We start from the raw sequence: 20,808 nt of genomic DNA, 5'->3' as shown, positions 1-20,808 counted from the left end.
GTGCGTTTCCTTGCGCTCAGTGCGCAGCGGCGCGCTGCACGTATTGCGGATCGACGCCCACCGAGTAGTCGGGCAACAGGTTCTGGATCGTGCCCTGCTGCTTGAGGAAGGTCGCCGTGGCGAGCAGCGACTGCGCCGCGCCCGACTGCGCGCCACCGCCCAGCCACTGCTTCGAGGCCTGCTCGGCGGGCGTGGGGAAGGCGTAGAGCGCGAGGCTCGCGGGCACTTCGTCCGCATTCGCGCCCGACTCCTTCGCCACCGCCTGCACCTGGGGCGAAGCCGCGTTCCATGCGCTGCGGTGCGCGCTGTAATCGGCGTCGGCGGCGGCCAGCACCTTCACGAACTTCGCGACAAAGTCGCCGTTGTCCTTCGCGAAGCGGCGATCGACCACGAAGCCGTCGAAGGTCGCCTTGCCCGTGGCCTTCGCCACCTGCCCCGAGGTAATCAGCACCTTGCCGTTCTTCTTGACCTGCGCGAGCACGGGGTCCCAGATGTAGGTCGCGTCGATGTTGCCGCGCTGCCAGGCGGCCGCGACTTCAGGCGGACGCAGGTTGACGATCTTCACGTCGGCGGGATTCACACCCGCGTTCTGCAACGCGACGAGCGTATGAAAGTGCGAGGTCGAAACATACGGCACGCCGATCGTCTTACCCTTGAGGCCCGCGACGCTCGTCACGCCCGAGCCGTCGCGCGCGACGAGCGCTTCGGCGTCGTTGATGTTGTCGAGAATCCAGAAAAGCGAGAGGTCCACGCCCTGCGAGAGGCCCGCCGCGATCGGGCTGGAGCCCGCCTCGCCGAGTTGCACCGAGCCCGAGGCGAGCGCGCGGATCACATCGGCGCCGCTCGCGAGCTTGCGGTAAGTGACCTTGTAGCCGGTTTCCTTTTCGACTTCGCCCGTTGCCTGCGCGTAGCGCCACGGCACCACCATGTCCTGATACGCGATCACGACCTCGCGCGTTTCAGCATGCGCGCGCGGCGCGCCGAACGTGGCGGCGAGGCACGCGGCTGCGAATGCAACGGCGGCAAAGCGCGGACGGTGTGCGAAAGCGGAGAGAGCGCGTGGGTTCATCGTGAGACTCCGGCGGAACGACGTTCGAGTGAAAGAAGGTTCCGACTATAGGGAGTCTGGCGACGGGCGGTTCTAATTTATCCGCGATAGCTAATGACGCTGCTGAAGCATTGCTTTTCGCGCGGAAGTGGATGGGCGCGGGACCGATGCGCGACTTCCGCTGTTCGAGTGCGGCGTGGAACGAAGAAGGAAACGAAAAAGGAAACGAAAAAGCCCGCTTTTCAGCGGGCTTTTCGATGCATGCGTGCAAGCAAGCGCGGGTTGGCTTACACCACGCCCGCCCCATGCGCCTGTACGTCGGCGTGATAGCTCGAACGCACCATCGCGCCAACGGCCGCGTGCGTGAAGCCCATCTTGTACGCCTCTTCCTCGTACATCTTGAACGTGTCGGGATGCACGTATTCGCGTACCGGCAGGTGATGCTCGGAAGGCTGGAGGTACTGGCCGATCGTCAGCATGTCGACGTCGTGCGCGCGCAGGTCGCGCATGACCTGAAGAATCTCTTCCGGCGTTTCGCCAAGGCCGACCATCAGGCCCGACTTCGTCGCGACATCGGGATGCAGCGCCTTGAAGTCCTTGAGCAGCTTGAGCGAGTGCGCGTAGTCCGAACCCGGGCGCGCTTCCTTGTACAGGCGCGGCACCGTTTCGAGGTTGTGATTCATCACGTCAGGCGGTGCGGCGTTGAGGATCGAAATCGCGCGGTCCAGACGGCCGCGGAAGTCCGGCGTGAGAATCTCGATGCGCGTTTCGGGCGACTGCTCGCGCACCTGACGGATGCACTCCACGAAGTGGCCGGCGCCGCCGTCACGCAGGTCGTCGCGGTCCACGCTCGTGATCACGACGTACTTGAGCTTGAGCGCGCCGATGGTGCGTGCGAGGTTGGCCGGTTCGTCGGCGTCGAGCGGATCGGGACGGCCGTGGCCGACGTCGCAGAACGGGCAGCGGCGCGTGCACTTGTCGCCCATGATCATGAACGTCGCGGTGCCCTTGCCGAAGCATTCGCCGATGTTCGGGCAGCTCGCTTCCTCGCACACCGTGTGCAGGTTGTGCTCGCGCAGAATGTTCTTGATCTCGTAGAAGCGCGAATTGCCCGTGGCCGCCTTCACGCGGATCCACTCGGGCTTCTTGAGCTTCTCGATGGGAATGACCTTGATCGGAATGCGCGAGGTCTTGGCCTGCGCCTTCTGCTTTGCGGTGGCGTCGTAGGGAACGGCGTCGGCGGCGCTTGCGGCCGGATTCGCTGCGGGATTCGTCGCGGGGTTCGCGGTGATGTCAGTCATGCTTTCGATCCAGTCAGGCCGCCGGTGCAACGCCAGCCTGCGGTTGCGGCGGTTCCCCGCCAGAGGCCGCGCAAACGGCCGGTTCCTCTCCAGCCGCTTCGGCTGAAGGGTCTGTGGCAGCCGCTTCGGCCGCCGAAAGAAGTGTTGCTGCGTGCGCCGCGAGATTCGCCTCGACCCGCGCCGCCAGCGTCGCGGCCACGTCGCGCCAGTTCGCTTCTACGCCGAGCGTCGCCATGTCGACGGTTTCGAGCCCGGCGTATCCGCACGGATTGATGGCGAGAAACGGCGCCAGATCCATCGACACGTTCAGGCTCACGCCGTGATAGCTACAGCCGTTGCGGATCTTCAGGCCGAGGGCGGCGACTTTCGCGCCCGCGTGCAGCGCGCTCGCCCCGCTCGCGTGTTGTGGCACGTAAATGCCGGGCGCGCCGGCCTTGCGCTCACCGGCGAGATTATACGCCGCCAGGGTTTCGATCACGGCGTCCTCGATGAGCGTGACGAGCTCGCGCACCATCAGCTTCCGGCGCCGCAAGTCGAGCAGCAGATACGCCACCACCTGGCCCGGCCCGTGATACGTGATCTGGCCGCCGCGATCGATCTGCACGAGCGGAATGCCGCTGTCGGCCACGAGCAGGTGCTCGGGCTTGCCGGCCTGACCCAGCGTGAACACCGGCGGATGCTCGACGAGCCAGATTTCGTCGGACGTATCGGCGTCACGGTCGGCCGTGAACGCGCGCATGGCGTCGAAGCTCGCTTGATACGCCTCGTTGCCGCGCCAGCGCACGACGACGGGCGAATTTGCCGTTTGCAATGCGGCCGCCGGCAAGCCGGGGTCGGAAGAAGTTTGTGGAGATGAAACCGGGGTGGCGCACATGATTTCGGGAGTTTACCGAATTCGGGACAAGCGCGCCGGGCATGCCGCGAATAACCCTGCATAGCCTTGAATAATCACGAAAAACGGCGGCGGCGGGTTGCCCTCCCGCCGCCGCCGTTATCGAACCACCGCGCGCAAGCTCAAACGGTGCGCCAGCCGTCGCCGATGTGAACGCCCGCCCGCTGTGCGGCGCGCGCGGCCCAATCCACCACGCGCTCGCCCAGACGTGCGGGCGCCGCGAACCCCACCCACGCGGCAGCCCCGCCTTCCGCGCCGATCCACAGGCGCTCGCCGCGCCGCAACCGCAGCGTGTGGCCGGGTTCGAGCCAGTAATCGGCGGTGTCGTCGCTGCGCGTGACCCACACGGTGCCGCACTTCACGGTGAGCCGGGTGCTGCGCGTGACGCGCACCGACGCCATTTGAGCGGCTGCCACTTCAAACGTGATATCCGAAGAAATTTCTCTCATTTTCGACTCCGAATGACCTGCTCCGATGGCTACAATCGTAGATGCCATAAGGGGTCGAGCAAAACGATCAATTTTCACGGCTATGTGAGAAAAAATACGATATGGACCTGCGCCAGCTCCCCGCGCTGAATGCGCTCAAGGCCTTCGAGGCCGCCGCCCGCCACGAAAGCTTCTCGCGCGCCGCCGACGAGCTCTTCGTCACGCACGGCGCCGTAAGCCACCAGATTCGCGCGCTCGAAGCGGAGCTGGGCGTGGCGCTGTTCGCGCGCGACGGCAAGCGCGTGCGCGTGACCGACACCGGCCGCCGCTACGCGGGCCAGGTGCGCGAGGCGCTCAACCAGCTTGCGCACGCCACCCAGGAAATTCGCGCGGGCGACCGCGACCGGCGGCTGGTGGTCTCGATGCTCTCGTCGTTCGCGGCGCGCTGGGTCACGCCGCGCATCGGCCGCTTCATCGAGGCGCATCCGCAATGGGACGTCGAGCTGCAATCCACGAATTCGCTCACCGACTTCGCGCGCGACGATGTCGACGTCGCCATCCGCTTTGGCTACGGCCACTATCCGGGGCTGCACGCCGAGCTGCTGCTCGACGAGATCTTCTTTCCCGCCTGCTCGCCCGACTTCAACGGCGGCAAGCTGCCCACCGACCCGCGCGAACTCGCGAAGCTGCCGCTCCTGCGCTCGGACGACGAGCTCTGGCGCCCCTGGTTCGACGCGGCGGGCCTCCAGGACCTGCCCGAACCGAAGCGCGGCGTGCTCTACCAGGACTCGTCGAACCTGCTGCAAGCGGCCATGGACCGCCAGGGCATCGCGCTCGTGCGCCGTTCGCTCGCCATGCACGAAATCACGCTCGGGCGCCTCGTGCGCCTGTGCAAGGACATCGACGGGCCGAGCCCGTGGCGCTACTACTTCATCTGCCCGCCGCAGCGCATGCAGACGGAGCGCGTGCAGGCATTCCGCGACTGGGTATTCGACGAAGTCGCGCGCTTTCGGCGGCTTTACGAGGACGCCTGCGAGGCCGGCCCGCTGATGACGGCCGCCGCCGCCGCGCAACGCGCCCGCGTGGGCGACGTGCCCTGAAACGCAGGCCGCAATACGAATACCGCAAAGCGAATACTGCAAATGCGACGAGGGCCGCGCATGGCGGCCCTCGTCGTTCCCGTCTCTGCCTGCGAAACGCCGGCGTTTACAGCACGATCTTCACCATCGGATGCCCGGTGAGCGCGCGGTACATGTCGTCGAGATGCACCTGGCTCGTGGCGCGCACCGTCACGGTCAGGCCCGTGTAGTTGCCGCCGCTCGACGGGCGCGACTCGATGGTCGTGGCGTCGAAGCCGCCGTCGAATTCGCGCAGCACCGTCACGATGGTGTCCTGGAACTCGGGGTGCGTCTTGCCCATCACCTTGATGGGGAAATCGCAGGGGAATTCGATCAGCGATTCTTTCGCTTCGGGGTTGCCGGGGGTGCCGGGTTTGCCTGTCTGGGTCATCTTCATTTCTCCACTTCCTGTAGCTCGGCGGCCGGCGCGCACAGCGCCTGCGCCTCGCGTTGCTTCGCGCGCTGGTAAGCGGCGTAGAGCGCGGCATAGACCGGGCCCGGCTTGCCGCCGCCCACCGGCTTGCCGTCGAGCGCGACGACCGCCAGCACTTCCTTCGTTGCCGAGGTCACGAGAATCTCGTCGGCTGCGCGCAGTTCGGCCTCGCTCACTTCACGCGCCGTGAACCGCACGCCGCACGCCTCGGCCAGTTCTTCGATCAGGCCATAGCGAATGCCTTCGAGAATCCGGTTGCTGCGCGGCGGCGCAAAAAGCGCGCCGTCCTTCACGACCCACACGTTCGCCGACGAAGCCTCGGTCACGAAGCCGTCGCGCAACTGGATCGTCTCGAACGCGTCGTGCTCCGCCGCGTGTTGCGCCATCAGCACGTTACCGAGCAGCGAGGTCGACTTGATGTCGCAATTGAGCCAGCGCTTGTCCTCGGCGCTCACGCAGCGCACGCCCGCTTCACGCTGCGCAGCGGTGGGCAGCTTGAGCGGATTGACCATGGCGAACACCGTGGGCGTGGCCGCCGCCGGGAACGCATGGCCGCGCGGCGCGACGCCGCGCGTGACCTGCACGTAGACATTGGCGTGGGCATCGCGCGCGAGCGCACCCGCCGCTTCGTTCGCCTCGATCAGGCGCGCCACCAGCGCGCGCCAGCCCGCCTCGTCGAACGGATTCGCAATGCCGACCTTCTCAAGCGAGCGCTTCAGCCGCGCGAGATGCTGCGCGATGCGAAACGGCACGCGCACCTTGCCCTCATCCACGGCGAGCGCATACACGGGCACGACCTCGTAAATGCCGTCACCGAAGATGAAGCCGCGATCGAGCACGGGAATGCGCGCTTCGGAAAGCGGCGTGAGTTCGCCGTTGAGCCAGACGAGCGGCTCGGCGGTTTCACTCCCCGCCCCCGCCACAGCCGGCGCTGCGCCATGAGCCGCCGTCATCACTTCTTCTTGTTGACCATCAGCATGAGCGAATCCCACACGCGGCCGACGATGCCTGCCTGCGGCACCGCTTCGAGCGCGACCATCGGAACCTGCGCGAGCACCTTGCCGTCCGCGCCCACGAACTTCGCCGTGCCGACCTGCTGGCCGAGCGTGAGCGGCGCGATCAGCGGGCTGGTGAGTTCGACCTGCGGCTTGGCCTTGTCGGCGGCGCCCTTGGGCAGCGTCACGAACTGGTCCTTCTGCACGCCGACCTTCACGGCGTCGAGCGTGCCCTTGTACACGCGCGGCGTGGCCACGGCCTGGTTCGCCTGATAGATGCGCGTGGTGTCGTACGCGCTATAGCCGTAGTTCAGCATCTTCAGGCTGTCCTGCACGCGGTCGTGTTCCTTCTGCTCGCCCATCATCACCGAGACGAGACGGCGCTCGCCCCCGCCCGCGAGCGGCCGCTTGGCCGAAGCGATCAGGCAGTAGCCCGCGGCCTGGGTGTGGCCGGTCTTCAGGCCGTCGACGGTCGGGTCGATCCACAGCAGGCGGTTGCGGTTGGGCTGCTTGATGTTGTTGTACTTGAACTCCTTCACCGAGAAGATGTTGTAGTACTCGGGATAGTCGCGAATCAGACGCGCGGAGAGCCGGGCGAGGTCGCCGGCCGTCGTGTAGTGATTCGGGTCGGGCATGCCGTTCACGTCGGCGAAGTGCGTATGCGCCATGCCGAGCTTCTGCGCTTCGGCGTTCATCATGTTGACGAAGTTCGCCTCGCTGCCGCCCACCAGTTCGGCGAGCGCGATGGCCGCGTCGTTGCCCGACTGGATGATCATGCCGTACACGAGGTCGTGCACCGACACCGGCTTGTTCGCTTCGATGAACATGCGCGACTCGTCGTTCTTCACGCGGCGCACGGCTTCGCTCGGCGTGACGATCTGATCCATCGTGATCTTCTTCGATTGCAGCGCCTCGAACACGAGGTACGCGGTCATGAGCTTCGTGAGCGACGCAGGCTCGACGCGCTCATCGGCATTGCCGGAGGCGAGCACCTGGTTGGCGGTCGCGTCGACGAGCACCCACGAGCGCGCATTCACGCCCGGAGGCGGCAGGCCGCCGAGCACGTTGTCCGCAGGCGTGCCGACCGCCACTTCGGCTTGCGGCTGCGCCTGCACTTTCACGCCCGCAGTGTGGGCGGGCGTGCGGGCGAACGTGCCTGCGCTCGCCAGAAGCGTGGCGGGCAAGAGCGCTGCGAGCGTGACGTTGCGAACGATGGAGGAAGAAACGAGAGAAGACGGTTGGCCGGAGGAGAGAAAACGCATAGGTTCAGGTCGGGCTGAATGGGGACGGGATGAACGTAGCGCGCCATGCGGCGCACGGTCTGTGAGAGCCGGATTGCTCGTGCCGCGCATGCACCGGTTGCGGCGCAGCAAGCACAAAAATGGCGACCATTATACGCGTCGCGTCGCGGCGGATTTTCGCGATGTCACACGTTTGCGCATACCTGTCGTGCATTTTTCACGCATTTCTGCCGCCATACGATGCATGACGAACGGCTTGCATCGGGCCCTTGAAATGCGTGATGCGGCGAGTGTCCAGCGGAGTTTCAAGCGGAGTCAGTCAGATGAAGCGCAAAACTTATCGCCAGGCTTCAACGATGATGCGCTTGAGGATATGCAGCTTGCGGTGCAGGAAGTGTTCCGCCCCTGGAATCACGACGATCGGCAATTCCTGCGGGCGCGCCCATTCGTACACCGAGAGAATCGGCACCGTGTCGTCGAGTTCGCCGTGGATCACGAGCGTGTCTTCGCGCACCGGCGCGACTTCCCAGCGGCTCGCCGCCGTGCCGACGAACACCATGCGCTCGATCGCGCCGCCCCCTTCGACATAGCGCTTCGCGACGTGCGAAAGCACGAAGGTGCCGAACGAAAAGCCCGCGAGCACGAGCGGCACGTCGGCCTGGCCCGGTTGCGCGCGCATGTACGCGAGCAGTTCGAGCAGATCGTCCTGCTCGCCGATGCCGTTGTCGTGCGTGCCCGAGGTTTCGCCCACGCCGCGAAAGTTCGAGCGATAGGTGGTATAGCCAAGCTGCACGAGCGTGCGCGCGAGCGTTTGCGCGACCTTGTTGTCCATCGTGCCGCCAAAGAGCGGATGCGGATGCGCGACGAGCGCAATGCCGCGCGACGGCGTGCCGGCTTCAGGCACGTCGAGCGCGCATTCGATCTTGCCGACGGGACCGTCGATCTGGAATTTTTGTGTCTGGGCGTTCATCGTGCGGCAGTCCTTACGGGTGCTGATGGTTACTGATCGGTACGGGTTGGCGCTTGTTGGCGTTGCTTGTGCGCGGATCAGCGATCGATCTTCAGGCGCTCGACCACCTGGCCGTTCTGCAAATGCGAGACGACGATCTCATCGATGTCGCTCTCGTCGATATACGTGTACCACGTGCCTTCCGGATACACGACGACAACCGGCCCTTCCTCGCAACGGTCGAGGCAGCCCGCCTTGTTGATGCGCACCTGGCCGGGCCCCGCGAGGCCAAGCTGCTTCACGCGCTTTTTCGCGTATTCCTGCATGCCTTGCGCGTTGCAGTTCGCGCAGCTCGGGCGGTCCGCGCCGGGTTCGCGCTGGTTCAGGCAGAAAAAGACGTGGTACTTGTAGAACGAATCGGTCATGGCGTGGGGTACCGGTGAGTGTCTTGCGGTGAGAGCGGGCCAGGCTGAATGCGTGCTGGCCGCCTTGAGGCATGGCGTTGGGTGCGCGGCGATGCGCTCGATTATAACGAGCATGGCGTGAACGCTCAGGCGCGCTCCGCCGCGTGGACTCACCCGCTTTCGCGCGCGCGCCGCGCGAGCCAGGCGCGCTCGACCGAGAACGCGGTCCACGCAAGCGCGGCCCAGGGCCATGTCCACGAGAGCCAGCGTGCGAGGCCGTTGAAGTGCAAGTAGCGGCCCTGGCGCCAGTCCGCGAGCACCACATCGAAATACGGGTTCACGGGCAGCAGGTTCACGAGCACGAGAGCCACCGCGAGTGCGAGCGTCGCCGCCGCCGCGCGCGCGCCGCGCGGCAGGCGCAGCGCGAGGAGCGCCGCGAGCGTGCCCCACACGAGCCCCGCGAGCGCGCCCGGCGTCGCCCAGTCGAAGATGAGCCCGCTTTGCGACTGGAGGAAGGTCGCGCCCACCTTGACGGCGAGCGTGGTCGCGATGAGCGCGACGACCAGCCGCGCGCGCGGCGCGCGCGAGCGCATGGGGAGCGTGGCGAACGCCGCCGCGCCGAACAGGTTGAGCGTCGCGACGAGCGCCTCCCAGCCGCTGTCGGGCAGGCGCGCGACGAGCATGTCCGGCAGCGAGCGCAGATGCCAGGCGGCGGGCGTCCAGGCGATCACGGCGTCCTGCATCGACACGTCCAGGCGCTGCCATAGCGCGCGCGGCCAGTCGCCCATGCCGAACAGGCGCGGTGCGGGGTACATCGTCGCGAACGGCCACAGGGCGCCGAGCACCATCAGCACGGCCGCGTCGCGCTCGAACCAGCGAAAGCGCAGGCGGCGCAGGAAGCCGCGTTCGAGCAGCGCGCCGGTGGCGGGCGCCGCGAGCACGGCGCCGAGCAACGCGCCAAGCGCATTCGAGGCGAGATCGAGATTGGAGGCGACGCGCGTGGGCAGCCAGGTCTGCACGGCTTCCATCACGCTCGAGAGCAGCGTGCCCGCGACCGTGGCGAGCAGCACCGCGACCGGCCCGCGCCAGCGCGGCCATACGGCAAACACGATCAGCGCGCCGAACGGCATGTAGCCGAGAATGTTGGTGATGATGTCGAAGACGGTCCAGTAGCGCGGCCACGGATCGCCGAGATACGCGAAGGGACTGAGGCCGAGCGAGCGCCAGCCGGAGAAGGGATACCACGAGCCGTAGACGATCAGCGCCGTATAGAGCGCGAGCGACTGGCGCGAGAGCGTCGAGGCCTGGCGCGGCAGGGGCTCGCGGGTGCCGGTGTGAGGCGCGCGCGTATGACTTGCATCGCTCACATCGCTCACATTGCCCGCATCGCTCACGTCGCCCGGTTCGCCACCGGCCTCGCGCTCGCCGCCACCGCCCTCGCCGCCATCCATCCCGCGCCGCCCGCCGTGCGGGGCGCGCAGCCGCAGCCACAACCGTCCCGCGTCGATCATGCCGCTATCCCGCCCTTGCCCCCGGTGTCGCGCCGCGCATCGTCGTGCCGTCGCGCAGGTGAGCCGCCATCAAGGCGTCCTGACGAGCGACTGCCCGCCGAGCCAGGCGCCCACCTGGTTCACGAAGTCGTCGCTGGCCGCCTGCAATGCGCGTACGCCGCCCGCCGCATCCGGCGTGCTCGCCGGGGCGCGCGTGGCGAAGGAGCGTTGCGCCAGCACCTTGCCGCCCTGCATGAGCGTCGCGCGCGCGGAGAGCACGCCCGAGCTTTGCGTCGGGCTTTCGAACACCTGCTCGAACTCGTACAGCTCGACCTTGAGCATGGGCGCCTGCACGGCGTCGCCGCCCGAGAGCACCGTGGCCTGTGCGCCGAGCGACGTGCGCAGGCGCTCCGTGAGCAGCCGCGCGGGCGACATCGCCCAGCGGCTCTCCGCGTAGCGCGCCGTGCGCTGCGAGTCGAAGGCCATCCGGTAGACGATGCCGTCGTTGTCGAGCGGCGGCGGCGCGACGACCGCCAGCACCTTCAGCAGCGGCTTCGCGCCGGGCGCGGCGGCGGCGGGCGCCGCCTGCGCGCTTTGCAGCCCGAGGTCGTAGCGAACGTCGTTGATCGAGCCCGCATTGCCCGCGCACGCGGTGAGCAGCACGCCGAGCGCGAACGCCGCCAGCAAGGCCTGGAACCTCGCCCGGAGCACCGGGACGGCGCGTTGCATCGATCGTGGCAGGCGTGGTGTGCGTGACATTGCGTTTCCTTTGGGGATCCTTTGCGGTTCCGGCGCTTGCATGTGGCTCATTTCGTCCCCGCATTCGACCCTGAGGCGGCAGGCCAGACGAAGCCCGGCTCGCCCGGCCCCGGCGCCGGCTGCGGCGCGCCGCCGAACAGCACGCTGCGCGGGCTCTTGCTGAAGGTGCCCGCCGCGCGGTCCACGGAGCGCATGGCCGAGCGCACGTCGTCGGTCAGCGAATCGACGCGCGGCAGCGTGTCGTAGCCCACGCGCGCCGAGAGATCCTGGATCGAGGCGTCGATCGAAGTGAGCGCCTGGCCCGCCTGGGCCGCCGCCGTCCCGGCCTTGTTCAGATTGGTCTGGAACGGGCCGTCGGGGCGATTCATGCTCGTGATGAGCGTGTTGGTCGAGTGCAGCGTGCGCTGCAACTCGCTCACCGCTCCCGGCAACTGCTTTGTGGTGGGCTCGAGCTGCTGGGCGAGCCCGTTCACGCTGCTCGCGGCCTGTTGCAGGCTGTTCACGGCCGCCATCACCTGCTTGCGGTTGTCTTCGGAGAGCATGTCGTCGATGTCGCCCGCAATGCGGTCGAGCTTGCGCAACAGCGCGTCGCCGCGGCGCTGGAGCTGGTCGAGCAGACCCGGCCGCAGCGGCAGTTCGGCCACATGCGCCTCCGAGGAATGCAGCGGCGAGAGGTCGATGCCGTTGTCGTCGAGCTGCACGAAGGCGATGCCCGTCACGCCCTGGAGCGCGAGCGTGCCGTAGGTCGAGCGCGTCATGGGCGCCCGCTTGTCGACGAGGATGCGGATACGGATCGTGCCGGGCCGCTTGGGATCGAAATTGATCGTCTGCACCTTGCCCACGTCGAGACCGCGATAGCGCACCGCCGCGTCCGGCGACAGCCCCGTCACGCTGGAACGCGAGATGAGGTCGTACGGCACGCGCACCGCGCGGTCGGCGCTGAAGAAGATGACCGCCAGCCCGATCACGACCAGCAAGCCTATCGTGAACATGCCCGCCCAGAACGCATGCGGTTTGTTTTCCATCGTCAGATTCCTTCATTGGCGGCCGCGGCGCGCCGGTAAATGGCGTGTCCTAGCACGGTCTCGCTCCCACCGACGCCGAGGCGAGCGCCGCCGGCGGCAGCTTCGCGCGCCGCTCGGGCGGCAGCGCCTGGAGCGCACGGCGCCCGCGCATGCCCAGAAAATATTCGCGAATGAACGGATGATCGACGCACGCCGCCTCCTCCACGGGCGCGGCCACCAGCACCTTGCGCTCGGCCAGCACGGCCACACGGGTGGAAAGCGCGACCATGGCGTCGAGGTCGTGCGTGACCAGCACGACGGTCAGGCCGAGCGCGCGGTGCAGCGTGCTGATGAGCTCCACCACTTCGTCGGAGGAGCGCGGGTCGAGCCCGGCCGTCGGTTCGTCGAGAAAGAGCAGTTCCGGCTCCAGCACGATGGCGCGCGCAAGGCCCACGCGCTTGATCATGCCGCCCGAGAGCGCGGCGGGCATTTTCGAAGCGTGCTTGCACGGCAGCCCGACCATTTCGAGCTTGAGCATCACGATGTCGCGCATCAGCGCGGCCGGCACCTTGCCGAGCTCGCGCACCGGCTGCGCGATATTGTCGAACACCGTGAGCGACGAGAACAGCGCGCCTTGCTGGAACAGCATGCCGGTGCGCGTGCGCATGAGGCGGGCGCGTTCGGCGTCGATGGTCGAGATGTTCTCGCCGAACATCTTGATGGTGCCCGAGGTCGGCCGCTCGAGCCCGAGGATCTGGCGCACGAGCGTGGTCTTGCCCGAACCCGAGCCGCCCACGAGCGTGACGATCTCGCCGCGCCGGACCTCGAGGTTCAGATGCTGGTGGATGATGTTGCGCCCATAGCGCTTCGTGAGGTTTTCCACCTCGATCACCGGCTCGCCGATGGCGGGCAGCGGCAGGTCCTGCGCGACCTCCTTGAGCGGCGTGGTGATCGTGCCGGTGGTTTTCGTCGCGGCAATCGTGCTCATCGTGCCAATCGTGCCGGTCGTGCTCATGACAGCCCCACGTTCTGGAACAGGATCGCGAACACGGCGTCGGCGAGGATCACGATCGTGATCGACGTGACGACCGACGTGGTCGTGCCCTCGCCCAGGCTCTGCGAATTCGCCTTGATGCGAAAGCCGAAATGACAGCCCACGATCGCCACCAGCATGCCGAACGCCACCCCCTTGCCGAGACCGATCCACAGGTTGGCGATCGGCACGACGCTGGGCAGCGAGCGGAAGAACCACGAAATGTCGATGCCCAACACGATCTTCGCCGCGATTGCGCCGCCTAGCAACGCAATGATGTCGGTCCACATCACGAGCAACGGCATGGCGATGCCCAGCGCGATCACGCGCGGCAGGATCAGGCGCAGGCCGTGCGAGATGCCCATCACGCGCATGGCATCGAGTTCCTCGGTCACGCGCATCACGCCGATCTGCGCCGTGATGGCCGAGCCCGAGCGCCCCGCCACGAGAATCGCCGAGAGCACCGGCCCCAGTTCGCGGATCACCGCGAGGCCAAGAATATTGACGATGAACTGGTTCGCGCCGAAGAGGCGCAATTGCTGCGCCGAGAGGTACGACAGCACGATGCCGATCAGGAACGCGACGAGCGCCGTGATCGGCAGCGCGCGGGCGCCCGCGTTGTAAATGTTCGCCGAAATCTCGATCCAGGGCGTGACCTTCGGCTTGCGCAGCACGAGCAGCAGATCGAGGATCACGCGCCCGAACATCGAGATGCCGCCGTACAGGTGGTCGAAGAACGAGAAGATTGCGAGGCCGAGCTGGGTGATCGGATCGATGCGCACAATGCGCTCGGGCGCCTCGCGCACCGAATCGAGCAGCGCGATGCGCTCGAAGATGTCGCGCTGCGTCTGCGAGAGGTCGACGAGATCCGCCGGCAGCTTGTGGCCCCAGATGCGCCAGAGCGCCTGGCCGCCCACGTGATCCATGCGCTCGACGCCCGAGAGATCCCATTCGCCGACGTGCTCGTCGGCGAGCGCGCGCAGACGCGTCGCCGCGCCCCCCTGGTCGCGGTCGCGCGCGAGCGCGAGCGCGGTCCACTGGCCGGACAGGCGCACGGTTTTTCCGCGGGTGCCGGCCGTGACTTCAAGGCCGGGCGGCGTGTCTTGATTCAAGGGTGTGCACTCGACGGATCGGGGTGAGCAAACATTGTAGCGAACGAGCCCCGTTTCGGCGGCCCGAACGCGCATTGCGGGCAAACGAATGGCGAACGGACTGTGGGTAACTCTCTGGATAACGTGTGGATCCCCTGTGGGTACGCTGTGAATTGACTAAGAGTTAAGCAGATTGGGCGCCAATCCGCCTGGGGAGCGAATGGCCGCGACCTGTGGATGATTCCGTGGATAAGCTGTGAGCCAACTGTGGATTGCCTGTGAATTGCTCACTTTTCGGGCACACGGAGCGCGAAATCCGGGGCAAACGAAGCCGGGCGCTGCTGCCCGCGCCCCAGCCACTACAATACGAGACATGAACGCGACGCCCCCCACCCCCGATACCCCGAGCGCCGGCGACTGGCGCATCGACCGCAACCGTGCGATCACGCTGTTCGGCCCGGCCGCGCACGACTGGCCCATCGAGATCGTCGAGGAAACCGGCTCGACCAACGCCGACCTGATGACGCGCCTGAAGGCGCTGCCGCAAAAGCGCGACGCCCTGGCGCGCCCGATCGTGCGCGTGGCTTACCTGCAAACGGCGGGGCGCGGCCGGCGAGGCCGCAGCTGGGTCGCGCAACCCGGCGACGCGCTGCTGTTCTCGATTGGCTGCGTGCTGCCGCGCCCGATCGAAGGGCTCGCGGGCCTGAGCCTCGCCATCGGCTCGGCGCTCGTGGACGGCCTGCGCACGCTGCCTGTGACCGCGCCCGGCCAGATCGCGCTCAAGTGGCCCAACGACGTGCTGCTCGAAGGCGACAAGCTGGTGGGCATACTCGTGGAGACGGCCTGGAGCACGGCGGACGCCACGGCGGTCGTGATCGGCATCGGCACGAACGTGCGCGGCGAAGACACGCTCAACGCCAAAGTCGAGGCGCTCAACGCCGCGGGCGGCAGCGTGGCCGCCGTGCCAGGCACGACGCCCACGGCACTGTCGCGCGCGTGGCCGAACGCCAACCTCACCGACACCCTCGCCGCCGAGCTCAACGCGCTGGAAGACGCGCTGCAACGCTTCGGCGCGGCGGGCTTCGCGCCCTTCCAGGCGCGCTGGAACGCGTGCCATGCGTACGCGGGCCGCGAGGTCGCCCTCTACGAGCAAGGCAAGGAACTGATGCGCGGCAAGGCGGCCGGCGTGGACGAGCGCGGCCAGTTGCTCCTCGATACGCCGAACGGGCGCGAGACCGTCACGACCGGTGACGTGTCGCTGCGGCTCGCGGACGGCGGCGCATGAGCCGCGGCCCATATCTGCTGATCGACGCAGGCAACAGCCGGATCAAATGGGCGCTGGTCGCGCCGGACGGGTCGCGCCTGCATGCGGGCGCGATGGACCACGTGCGCGACGAAGGCGCCGACGCCGCGCAAGCCTGCCCTGAAGCATGGCCGGGACTGCCACGGCCTTCCGGCGCATGGATCTCGAACGTCGCGGGCGCGGCCGTGGGAGAACGGCTCGACGCGCTCGTCGAAGCGCATTGGCCCGGTCTCGCGCGCACCGCCGTGCGCGCCTGCGCGCGCCAGGGCGGCGTGACCAACAGCTACACCACGCCCGACGCGCTCGGCAGCGACCGCTGGGCCGGCATGATCGGCGCGCACGCGGCGTATCCGGGCGAGCCGCTCCTCATCGCAACCTTCGGCACGGCCACCACGCTCGAAGCGCTGCGCGCGGACGGCACCTTTGTTGGCGGCCTGATCGCGCCGGGCTTCACGCTCATGATGCGCTCGCTCGGCGAGCACACGGCGCAACTGCCCGTGGTGGCGGGCGGCATGGCCGATGCGCCGCCCCCCGGCATCGCCTTCGCCACCGACACGCGCAGCTCGATTTCGGCGGGCTGCGCGCTCGCGCAGGCGGCGCTCATCGAGCGCGCCTGGGCGGATTTGCAAGATGCGTGGAAAATGCCGGTACGGCTCGTGGTGAGCGGCGGCGCAGCGGCGGAAGTGACAGCGGCGCTCAAGGTGCCGCATACTCGCCACGACGCGCTGGTCCTCGCCGGGCTGGCGCTCATCGCGGCGCAGTCCTGAGCGCCGCGCCTTGATCTGATCTGAACAAACGAAATCGACGGAGCTTCACACGATGCTGCGCTGGCTGCTCGCCATCCTGATTCTTGCCAACCTGCTGGCTTTCGCGGCAATTGGCGGCATGTTCGGCCCGACGCCCGCGTCGGGCTCGCGCGAAACCCAGCACCTGAACCGGCAGATCCACCCTGAGCGGCTCGTGGTGAAGGCGATCCGGCCCTCCGAATCGGCGGACCTGCCGACCGTGGGCGGCCCGGTGGCGGACCCGGCCGTGCAGGCGTCGAGCCTCGCGCAGTAAGCCGCAGTTGAGAGGTAGTTGAGCCCCAGTTGAGCCGCAGCCGGGCGGCTCGACTTCGAAACTTACTTCGCGCCTTCCTGCGCCCGCACCTTCTGGAGCAGCTTCGTGGTGGAGCGGTCGTGCTCGAACGCAATCGCGAGCGCGCGCCCGCCCCAGCCGCGCACCACGGCCGACTCGGGCAGCGCGTCCATGTCGTAGTCGCCGCCCTTCACGAGAATGTCCGGATGCACGGCCTCGATCAGCTCGATCGGCGTGCGCTCGCCGAACTGCACCACCCAGTCCACGCTTTCCAGCGCCGCCAGCAGCGCCATGCGGTCGTTCTCGTTGTTGATGGGGCGGTCGTCGCCCTTGCCGAGCATCTTCACCGAAGCGTCGCTGTTCACGCCCACGATCAGCGTGGCGCCGAGCGCCTTCGCGTCGGCGAGATAGGTGACGTGCCCGCGGTGCAGGATGTCGAATACGCCGTTGGTGAACACCACCGGGCCGGGCAGCGAGGCGCGCAGTTGCGCGAGCGCTTCGCGGGTCGTGATCTTGCGTTCGAAAGTAGCGGGCATGGAATGAGGCTCGGATAAAAGGCGCCGATCAGGATCAGTCAAGCCACTGACCGGCACGCGAGTGGAAAGCACCAATGAAAACGGCCCGTCACGCGAAAAGCGCTACGGGCCGTCCTGCGCGCACCGCGCCGCCAATGGGGCACGAAGCGGCGCGCACGCGAGTTGTGCTGGCGCGTCAGGCCGGCTGCTGCGTGCCCTGCTCGGCTTGCAGGCGCTGAACCACTTCCTTGCGATAGCGGTTCAGTTCCTGCGCCGTGTTGAACGTGCGTTCGAACAGGATCGAGAGGTTGTGCAGAATGCGCTCGATCACTTTCTTTTCCCAGCCGTCGTCGAAACGGATCTGCTCGTCGAGCCAGCGCTCGAGCCATTCCGGGTCGGGCAGGCGCGACTGCACCGTGTCGCGCGGGAACAGCGCCTGGTTCACGTGCAGGTTCGTGGGGTGCAGCGGCTTCTCGGTGCGGCGCGCCGAGGCCATCAGCACGCCGATCTTCGCGAACGCCGCGCGCGCGACGTCGCCGAAATTGTTGAGCGCCTTCTTCATGTAGCGCAGGTACGCGCCGCCATGGCGCGCTTCATCGCGCGAAATCGTTTCGTAGATCGCCTTGATGACCGGCTCCGTGTGCCATTCGGCAGCGCGGCGATACCAGTGATTCAAGCGGATTTCGCCGCAGAAGTGCAGCATGAGCGTTTCGAGCGGCGGCGCCGGATCGAACTCGAAGCGCACGGCGTGCAGCTCTTCCTCGGTCGGCACCATTTCCGGCTTGAAGCGGCGCAGGTATTCCATGAGCACGAGCGAATGCTTCTGCTCTTCGAAGAACCACACGCTCATGAACGCCGAGAAGTCGCTGTCGTGGTGGTTGTCGCGCAGGAACATTTCCGTCGCGGGCAACGCCGACCACTCGGTGATCGCGTTCATCTTGATGGTCGCGGCCTGCTCGTCGGTAAGGAGCGACGCGTCGAACTTGTCCCAGGGAATGTCCTTTTCCATGTCCCAACGGACCGATTCGAGCGATTTGTAAAGTTCCGGATAAAGCATCGTGTTCATAGTCCCGCCCCTGATCTGCGCAAAACGCGCGCATGACGAATTCGTAGCGTGCCGCGGGATCCGCGTCTCATGACGCGGCGCGCTGGCAAAAAAGCATTTAATTTTACGCGGTATCCGGCCCCCTGGACGCAATCGTACGAACGGGCAACGCATTCGGCGTTGCCCCACGACAATCCAGCCAACCGGAATGAAAGGCGCCGTCGTGGATTCTGGGTAGCTGCTCCGTGCCTCGAACCCGGCTGCCTGAAACTGCTGATCACTGCCGATAACCGCGTGTCTTGCCGGCCGTTCGCCGCGCTTTTGGCACGGCGCGCCCGGCGTTCCCGCAAGGCCTGTGGCGTCTTTGTCGGGCGATGCGACAGAATGCCGCATGCATGCCAAAAGCTGGCCAAATTCCGCCCAACACACTGACTGCCCCGTCCGCCACATCTTGCCGGCGGCTTTTCCGGCGGGCCAGCACTGCGCCCGTGAATGCCGTGGAACCCGCGCTGCGAAGCGCGTGACGCCCCTGACACTCCGTCAAATTGACCAGAAAAACCTTACACAATAATAGCATGCCGGTCTTTCACTTCCGGAGCAGCCCCAAATCCATCGCTGCGCCGTCCGTTGGAGCTTTGAGCCACGTCAAAAGAACTTCGCGTTGCGCTTGCGCATCTCGATAACCCAACTCAATCAACTCGCGCGTGAACTCCCGCTCGAACAGCAAATAGCTCGCGAACGCCGCGCCCGACGCGCGATTGCCGCCCACCGCGCCGAGCAGCATACGCACCGAGCGCGGCAACTGCTGGAGATGGCGCGCGGCGATCAACTCGATGCGCTCGCTCGGCGCGATCGCGAGCACATCCACGTGCCGCCAGCCGCTTTCGGGCGCCACCGTGTGCGGCAGCTGCAACACCATGCGATTGACGTGCTCGATGCGCTCGATGTCCGCGCCAAGCGAATCGAGGAACACGCTCGCGAGCACCTGCTGGCCGATTTGCGCGAGCGTCGGATACACGTCGATGTCGGGGCGCGCGGCGGGCACCTCGGGCGTGGGTGCCGCCGCGCCCAGCACGACAATGCGCCCCGCGCCGAAATGGATGGCGGGCGAAAGCGGCGCGATCTGGCGAATCGAGCCGTCACCGAAGTATTCGTGGCGGCCGTCGAGTTCGAGGCGCACGGCCGGGAACATGAACGGAATGGCCGCCGACGCGAGCAGGTGCTTCGGCGTGAGCGCGACCATGCGCGCCGTGCGCTGCGCGCGCCGCCATGCGCTGATCGGCTCGCAGGCCTGGTAGAACGTGACATGCCGCCCGGACGAGTAGCTCAGCGCCGTGACGGCGAGCGCATACAGCAGGCGCTCGTCGAGCATCTGCTCGATGCGGTGGAAGTTGAGTGTGTGCGGCAGCATCTGCGCGAGCGGCGTGCTGTCGAACAGCGTGCGCGGCGCGGCACGCGCGCCCACGCTGCCGGCGGCCCAGCCGAATGCGAGCGTGGCGAGCCAGCGCGCGCCCGCGGCCGCCACGCCGGGCCAGTCGGTCCGATAGACCTGGTTGGCGCGCATGTTCGACCAGACATCGACGAGGTGCGCCGCGCCGTGCGCGAACTGGTCGGCGTGGCTCGCGATCGAGGTGGCGTTGATCGCGCCCGCCGAGGTGCCGCAGATCACCGTGAAGGGCATGGCGCGGCGCGCGGGCTCGGCCTCGGCGGCCAGCTCGGCAAGCGCGCGCAACGCGCCGGCCTGGTAAGCCGCGCGCGCGCCGCCGCCCATCATCACGAGCGCAAGCCGCATGACGCCGACGCTCCCCGTGTTGTCGTCCCGCGGGACGGTTCTTCGTGACGCCGCGCGCCTTATTCCGGCTGCGCCGGCGCCTTCTTCGCCCCGCGCGGCGCGCTGCTGCGCGTGCCGGTGCCGGTATTGCTACTGCTGCTGCGTTTGGCCGTGCCGCTGCCGCTGCGTTTTGCGGCCGCGGCTGCTGCTGCGGCGGCGGCCTCGCCCTGCGTTTGCGCCTCGCTCACCGCATCGGCGGCCGCCTGCGCAGCCTGCGCCGCGGCGGCGGGCTGCGCCATCGCGAATTGCGCGAGCTGGTTGAACTGCGCCTGCACGAGGTTCCACCACGAGGCCGCGTCGAAGCCCGGCGGCGCGGAGGCCGAGCCGTCGGGGGCGTCGGCCGCGCTCGCGGCTTCGGGCTCGGCGGCCCGCTCGCGCGCGAAGCCCGCTTTCGCCGGTTCGGATTCGGCCGGCGACGGGTTCATCTGCGCCTGCGCAAACGCGCCGAACGCGCGCAGCGTGGAGAGCGTGGCGCGCTGCACTTCGAGCGCCTGGATGGCGGATTGCAGCATGCCGAGGTTGAGCTTGAGCCATTGCTCGACGGCGCGCAGATCGGTGATGCGCTTGTCGAGCTCCTCGATGTTGGTGAGCGGCGTCATCATGTCGGACATCATCGACAGCGACGGGCCGAAGGCTTGCGCCACGCCCGGCTCGCTGCCGGGAAAGGCGCTGCCGAACGGCGTGAGGCGCATCATCCCCCACATGCGGTCGAGCATCTCGGCGGGCGGAAAGCCGGGAAAGCCCGGGAACGGCGGCATGGAGCCTGCTGGGTCGGTCATGCGGATCTCCCTCGCATTGGTAAGTGGTCGGATGCGCGTATGAGCGCCGCGTCATGCCTCGCGCGGCGCCGC

The 20,808-nt window shown here is 67.5% G+C and carries 22 protein-coding genes; 4 read left to right on the top strand and 18 right to left on the bottom strand.

Annotated features, from left to right (window positions below):
• Nucleotides 1-16: 16 nt before the first annotated feature.
• The 4 genes from tauA to C7401_RS05140 all read right to left on the bottom strand — a co-directional run bounded on the left by tauA (nucleotide 17) and on the right by C7401_RS05140 (nucleotide 3,690).
• A complete protein-coding gene (tauA, locus tag C7401_RS05155) occupies nucleotides 17-1,069 on the bottom strand; it encodes a taurine ABC transporter substrate-binding protein (RefSeq protein ID WP_112170252.1) in 1,053 nt (350 codons plus the stop codon).
• A 266-nt stretch (nucleotides 1,070-1,335) separates the two neighbouring features.
• The gene (lipA, locus tag C7401_RS05150; protein ID WP_112170251.1) at nucleotides 1,336-2,349 is read right to left on the bottom strand and encodes a lipoyl synthase; all 1,014 of its coding nucleotides are present in this window, start codon (nucleotides 2,347-2,349) and stop codon (nucleotides 1,336-1,338) included.
• Nucleotides 2,350-2,362: 13 nt separating this feature from the next.
• Nucleotides 2,363-3,223 (bottom strand): lipoyl(octanoyl) transferase LipB, encoded by an 861-nt coding sequence (lipB, locus tag C7401_RS05145; protein ID WP_112170250.1) that lies wholly within the window; start codon nucleotides 3,221-3,223, stop codon nucleotides 2,363-2,365.
• Nucleotides 3,224-3,363: 140 nt separating this feature from the next.
• Nucleotides 3,364-3,690: a DUF2917 domain-containing protein gene (locus tag C7401_RS05140; RefSeq protein ID WP_112170249.1), complete on the bottom strand. Its 327-nt coding sequence runs from the start codon at nucleotides 3,688-3,690 to the stop codon at nucleotides 3,364-3,366.
• 101 nt (nucleotides 3,691-3,791) lie between these two features.
• On the opposite strand from C7401_RS05140, the gene C7401_RS05135 reads away from it, so the two are divergent.
• Nucleotides 3,792-4,769: a transcriptional regulator GcvA gene (locus tag C7401_RS05135; protein ID WP_112170248.1), complete on the top strand. Its 978-nt coding sequence runs from the start codon at nucleotides 3,792-3,794 to the stop codon at nucleotides 4,767-4,769.
• Nucleotides 4,770-4,875: 106 nt separating this feature from the next.
• Here C7401_RS05135 and C7401_RS05130 read toward each other — a convergent pair whose 3' ends face one another.
• The 10 genes from C7401_RS05130 to C7401_RS05085 all read right to left on the bottom strand — a co-directional run bounded on the left by C7401_RS05130 (nucleotide 4,876) and on the right by C7401_RS05085 (nucleotide 14,207).
• On the bottom strand, nucleotides 4,876-5,178 hold the full coding sequence (locus C7401_RS05130) for a DUF493 family protein (protein WP_112170307.1): 303 nt from the start codon (nucleotides 5,176-5,178) through the stop codon (nucleotides 4,876-4,878).
• A 2-nt stretch (nucleotides 5,179-5,180) separates the two neighbouring features.
• Nucleotides 5,181-6,173 (bottom strand): D-amino acid aminotransferase, encoded by a 993-nt coding sequence (locus tag C7401_RS05125; RefSeq protein WP_112170247.1) that lies wholly within the window; start codon nucleotides 6,171-6,173, stop codon nucleotides 5,181-5,183.
• Nucleotides 6,173-7,477, bottom strand: a complete 1,305-nt coding sequence (locus C7401_RS05120; RefSeq protein WP_181565490.1) for a D-alanyl-D-alanine carboxypeptidase family protein — start codon at nucleotides 7,475-7,477, stop codon at nucleotides 6,173-6,175. The genes C7401_RS05125 and C7401_RS05120 overlap by 1 nt, the downstream gene beginning before the upstream one ends.
• 316 nt (nucleotides 7,478-7,793) lie before the next feature.
• Complete coding sequence (locus C7401_RS05115) at nucleotides 7,794-8,426, bottom strand: alpha/beta hydrolase (RefSeq protein ID WP_112170246.1); 633 nt, start codon at nucleotides 8,424-8,426, stop codon at nucleotides 7,794-7,796.
• Nucleotides 8,427-8,503: 77 nt separating this feature from the next.
• Entirely contained in the window at nucleotides 8,504-8,830 is a 327-nt protein-coding gene (locus tag C7401_RS05110) for a (2Fe-2S) ferredoxin domain-containing protein (RefSeq protein WP_112170245.1), read from the bottom strand.
• A 149-nt stretch (nucleotides 8,831-8,979) separates the two neighbouring features.
• Nucleotides 8,980-10,320 carry a VanZ family protein gene (locus C7401_RS05105; RefSeq protein ID WP_258396881.1) on the bottom strand — a complete coding sequence of 447 codons (1,341 nt, stop codon included), beginning with the start codon at nucleotides 10,318-10,320 and terminating at the stop codon, nucleotides 8,980-8,982.
• A gap of 69 nt (nucleotides 10,321-10,389) precedes the next feature.
• On the bottom strand, nucleotides 10,390-11,058 hold the full coding sequence (locus C7401_RS05100) for an ABC-type transport auxiliary lipoprotein family protein (protein ID WP_258396879.1): 669 nt from the start codon (nucleotides 11,056-11,058) through the stop codon (nucleotides 10,390-10,392).
• Nucleotides 11,059-11,105: 47 nt separating this feature from the next.
• Entirely contained in the window at nucleotides 11,106-12,083 is a 978-nt protein-coding gene (locus C7401_RS05095; protein ID WP_112170243.1) for an MlaD family protein, read from the bottom strand.
• A 49-nt stretch (nucleotides 12,084-12,132) separates the two neighbouring features.
• A complete protein-coding gene (locus C7401_RS05090; protein ID WP_372460516.1) occupies nucleotides 12,133-13,014 on the bottom strand; it encodes an ABC transporter ATP-binding protein in 882 nt (293 codons plus the stop codon).
• Nucleotides 13,015-13,073: 59 nt separating this feature from the next.
• Entirely contained in the window at nucleotides 13,074-14,207 is a 1,134-nt protein-coding gene (locus C7401_RS05085) for an MlaE family ABC transporter permease (RefSeq protein WP_112170242.1), read from the bottom strand.
• Between the two features lie 352 nt (nucleotides 14,208-14,559).
• Between C7401_RS05085 and C7401_RS05080 the strand changes: the two genes are divergently transcribed.
• From C7401_RS05080 to C7401_RS05070, 3 genes are read left to right on the top strand one after another with little or no spacing between them, the layout of a single operon-like run.
• Nucleotides 14,560-15,471 (top strand): biotin--[acetyl-CoA-carboxylase] ligase, encoded by a 912-nt coding sequence (locus tag C7401_RS05080; protein WP_112170241.1) that lies wholly within the window; start codon nucleotides 14,560-14,562, stop codon nucleotides 15,469-15,471.
• The gene (locus C7401_RS05075; protein WP_112170240.1) at nucleotides 15,468-16,256 is read left to right on the top strand and encodes a type III pantothenate kinase; all 789 of its coding nucleotides are present in this window, start codon (nucleotides 15,468-15,470) and stop codon (nucleotides 16,254-16,256) included. The genes C7401_RS05080 and C7401_RS05075 overlap by 4 nt, the downstream gene beginning before the upstream one ends.
• Nucleotides 16,257-16,308: 52 nt before the next feature.
• Entirely contained in the window at nucleotides 16,309-16,548 is a 240-nt protein-coding gene (locus tag C7401_RS05070; protein WP_112170239.1) for a hypothetical protein, read from the top strand.
• Between the two features lie 62 nt (nucleotides 16,549-16,610).
• Here C7401_RS05070 and rfaE2 read toward each other — a convergent pair whose 3' ends face one another.
• The 4 genes from rfaE2 to C7401_RS05050 all read right to left on the bottom strand — a co-directional run bounded on the left by rfaE2 (nucleotide 16,611) and on the right by C7401_RS05050 (nucleotide 20,736).
• Nucleotides 16,611-17,102, bottom strand: a complete 492-nt coding sequence (gene rfaE2 / locus C7401_RS05065; protein WP_112170238.1) for a D-glycero-beta-D-manno-heptose 1-phosphate adenylyltransferase — start codon at nucleotides 17,100-17,102, stop codon at nucleotides 16,611-16,613.
• Between the two features lie 175 nt (nucleotides 17,103-17,277).
• Nucleotides 17,278-18,147, bottom strand: coding sequence for a ferritin family protein (locus C7401_RS05060; protein WP_112170237.1), 870 nt, complete (start codon nucleotides 18,145-18,147; stop codon nucleotides 17,278-17,280).
• Nucleotides 18,148-18,712: 565 nt separating this feature from the next.
• Entirely contained in the window at nucleotides 18,713-19,918 is a 1,206-nt protein-coding gene (locus C7401_RS05055) for a patatin-like phospholipase family protein (RefSeq protein WP_112170236.1), read from the bottom strand.
• A 59-nt stretch (nucleotides 19,919-19,977) separates the two neighbouring features.
• Nucleotides 19,978-20,736 carry a PhaM family polyhydroxyalkanoate granule multifunctional regulatory protein gene (locus C7401_RS05050; RefSeq protein ID WP_112170235.1) on the bottom strand — a complete coding sequence of 253 codons (759 nt, stop codon included), beginning with the start codon at nucleotides 20,734-20,736 and terminating at the stop codon, nucleotides 19,978-19,980.
• Nucleotides 20,737-20,808 lie beyond the last annotated feature (72 nt).

The sequence above is a fragment of the Paraburkholderia unamae genome, assembly GCF_003268775.1.
GTDB lineage: Bacteria > Pseudomonadota > Gammaproteobacteria > Burkholderiales > Burkholderiaceae > Paraburkholderia > Paraburkholderia unamae.
The sequence above is the reverse complement of the archived record's forward strand: the minus strand, read 5'-3'. Positions and strand labels throughout refer to the sequence as shown.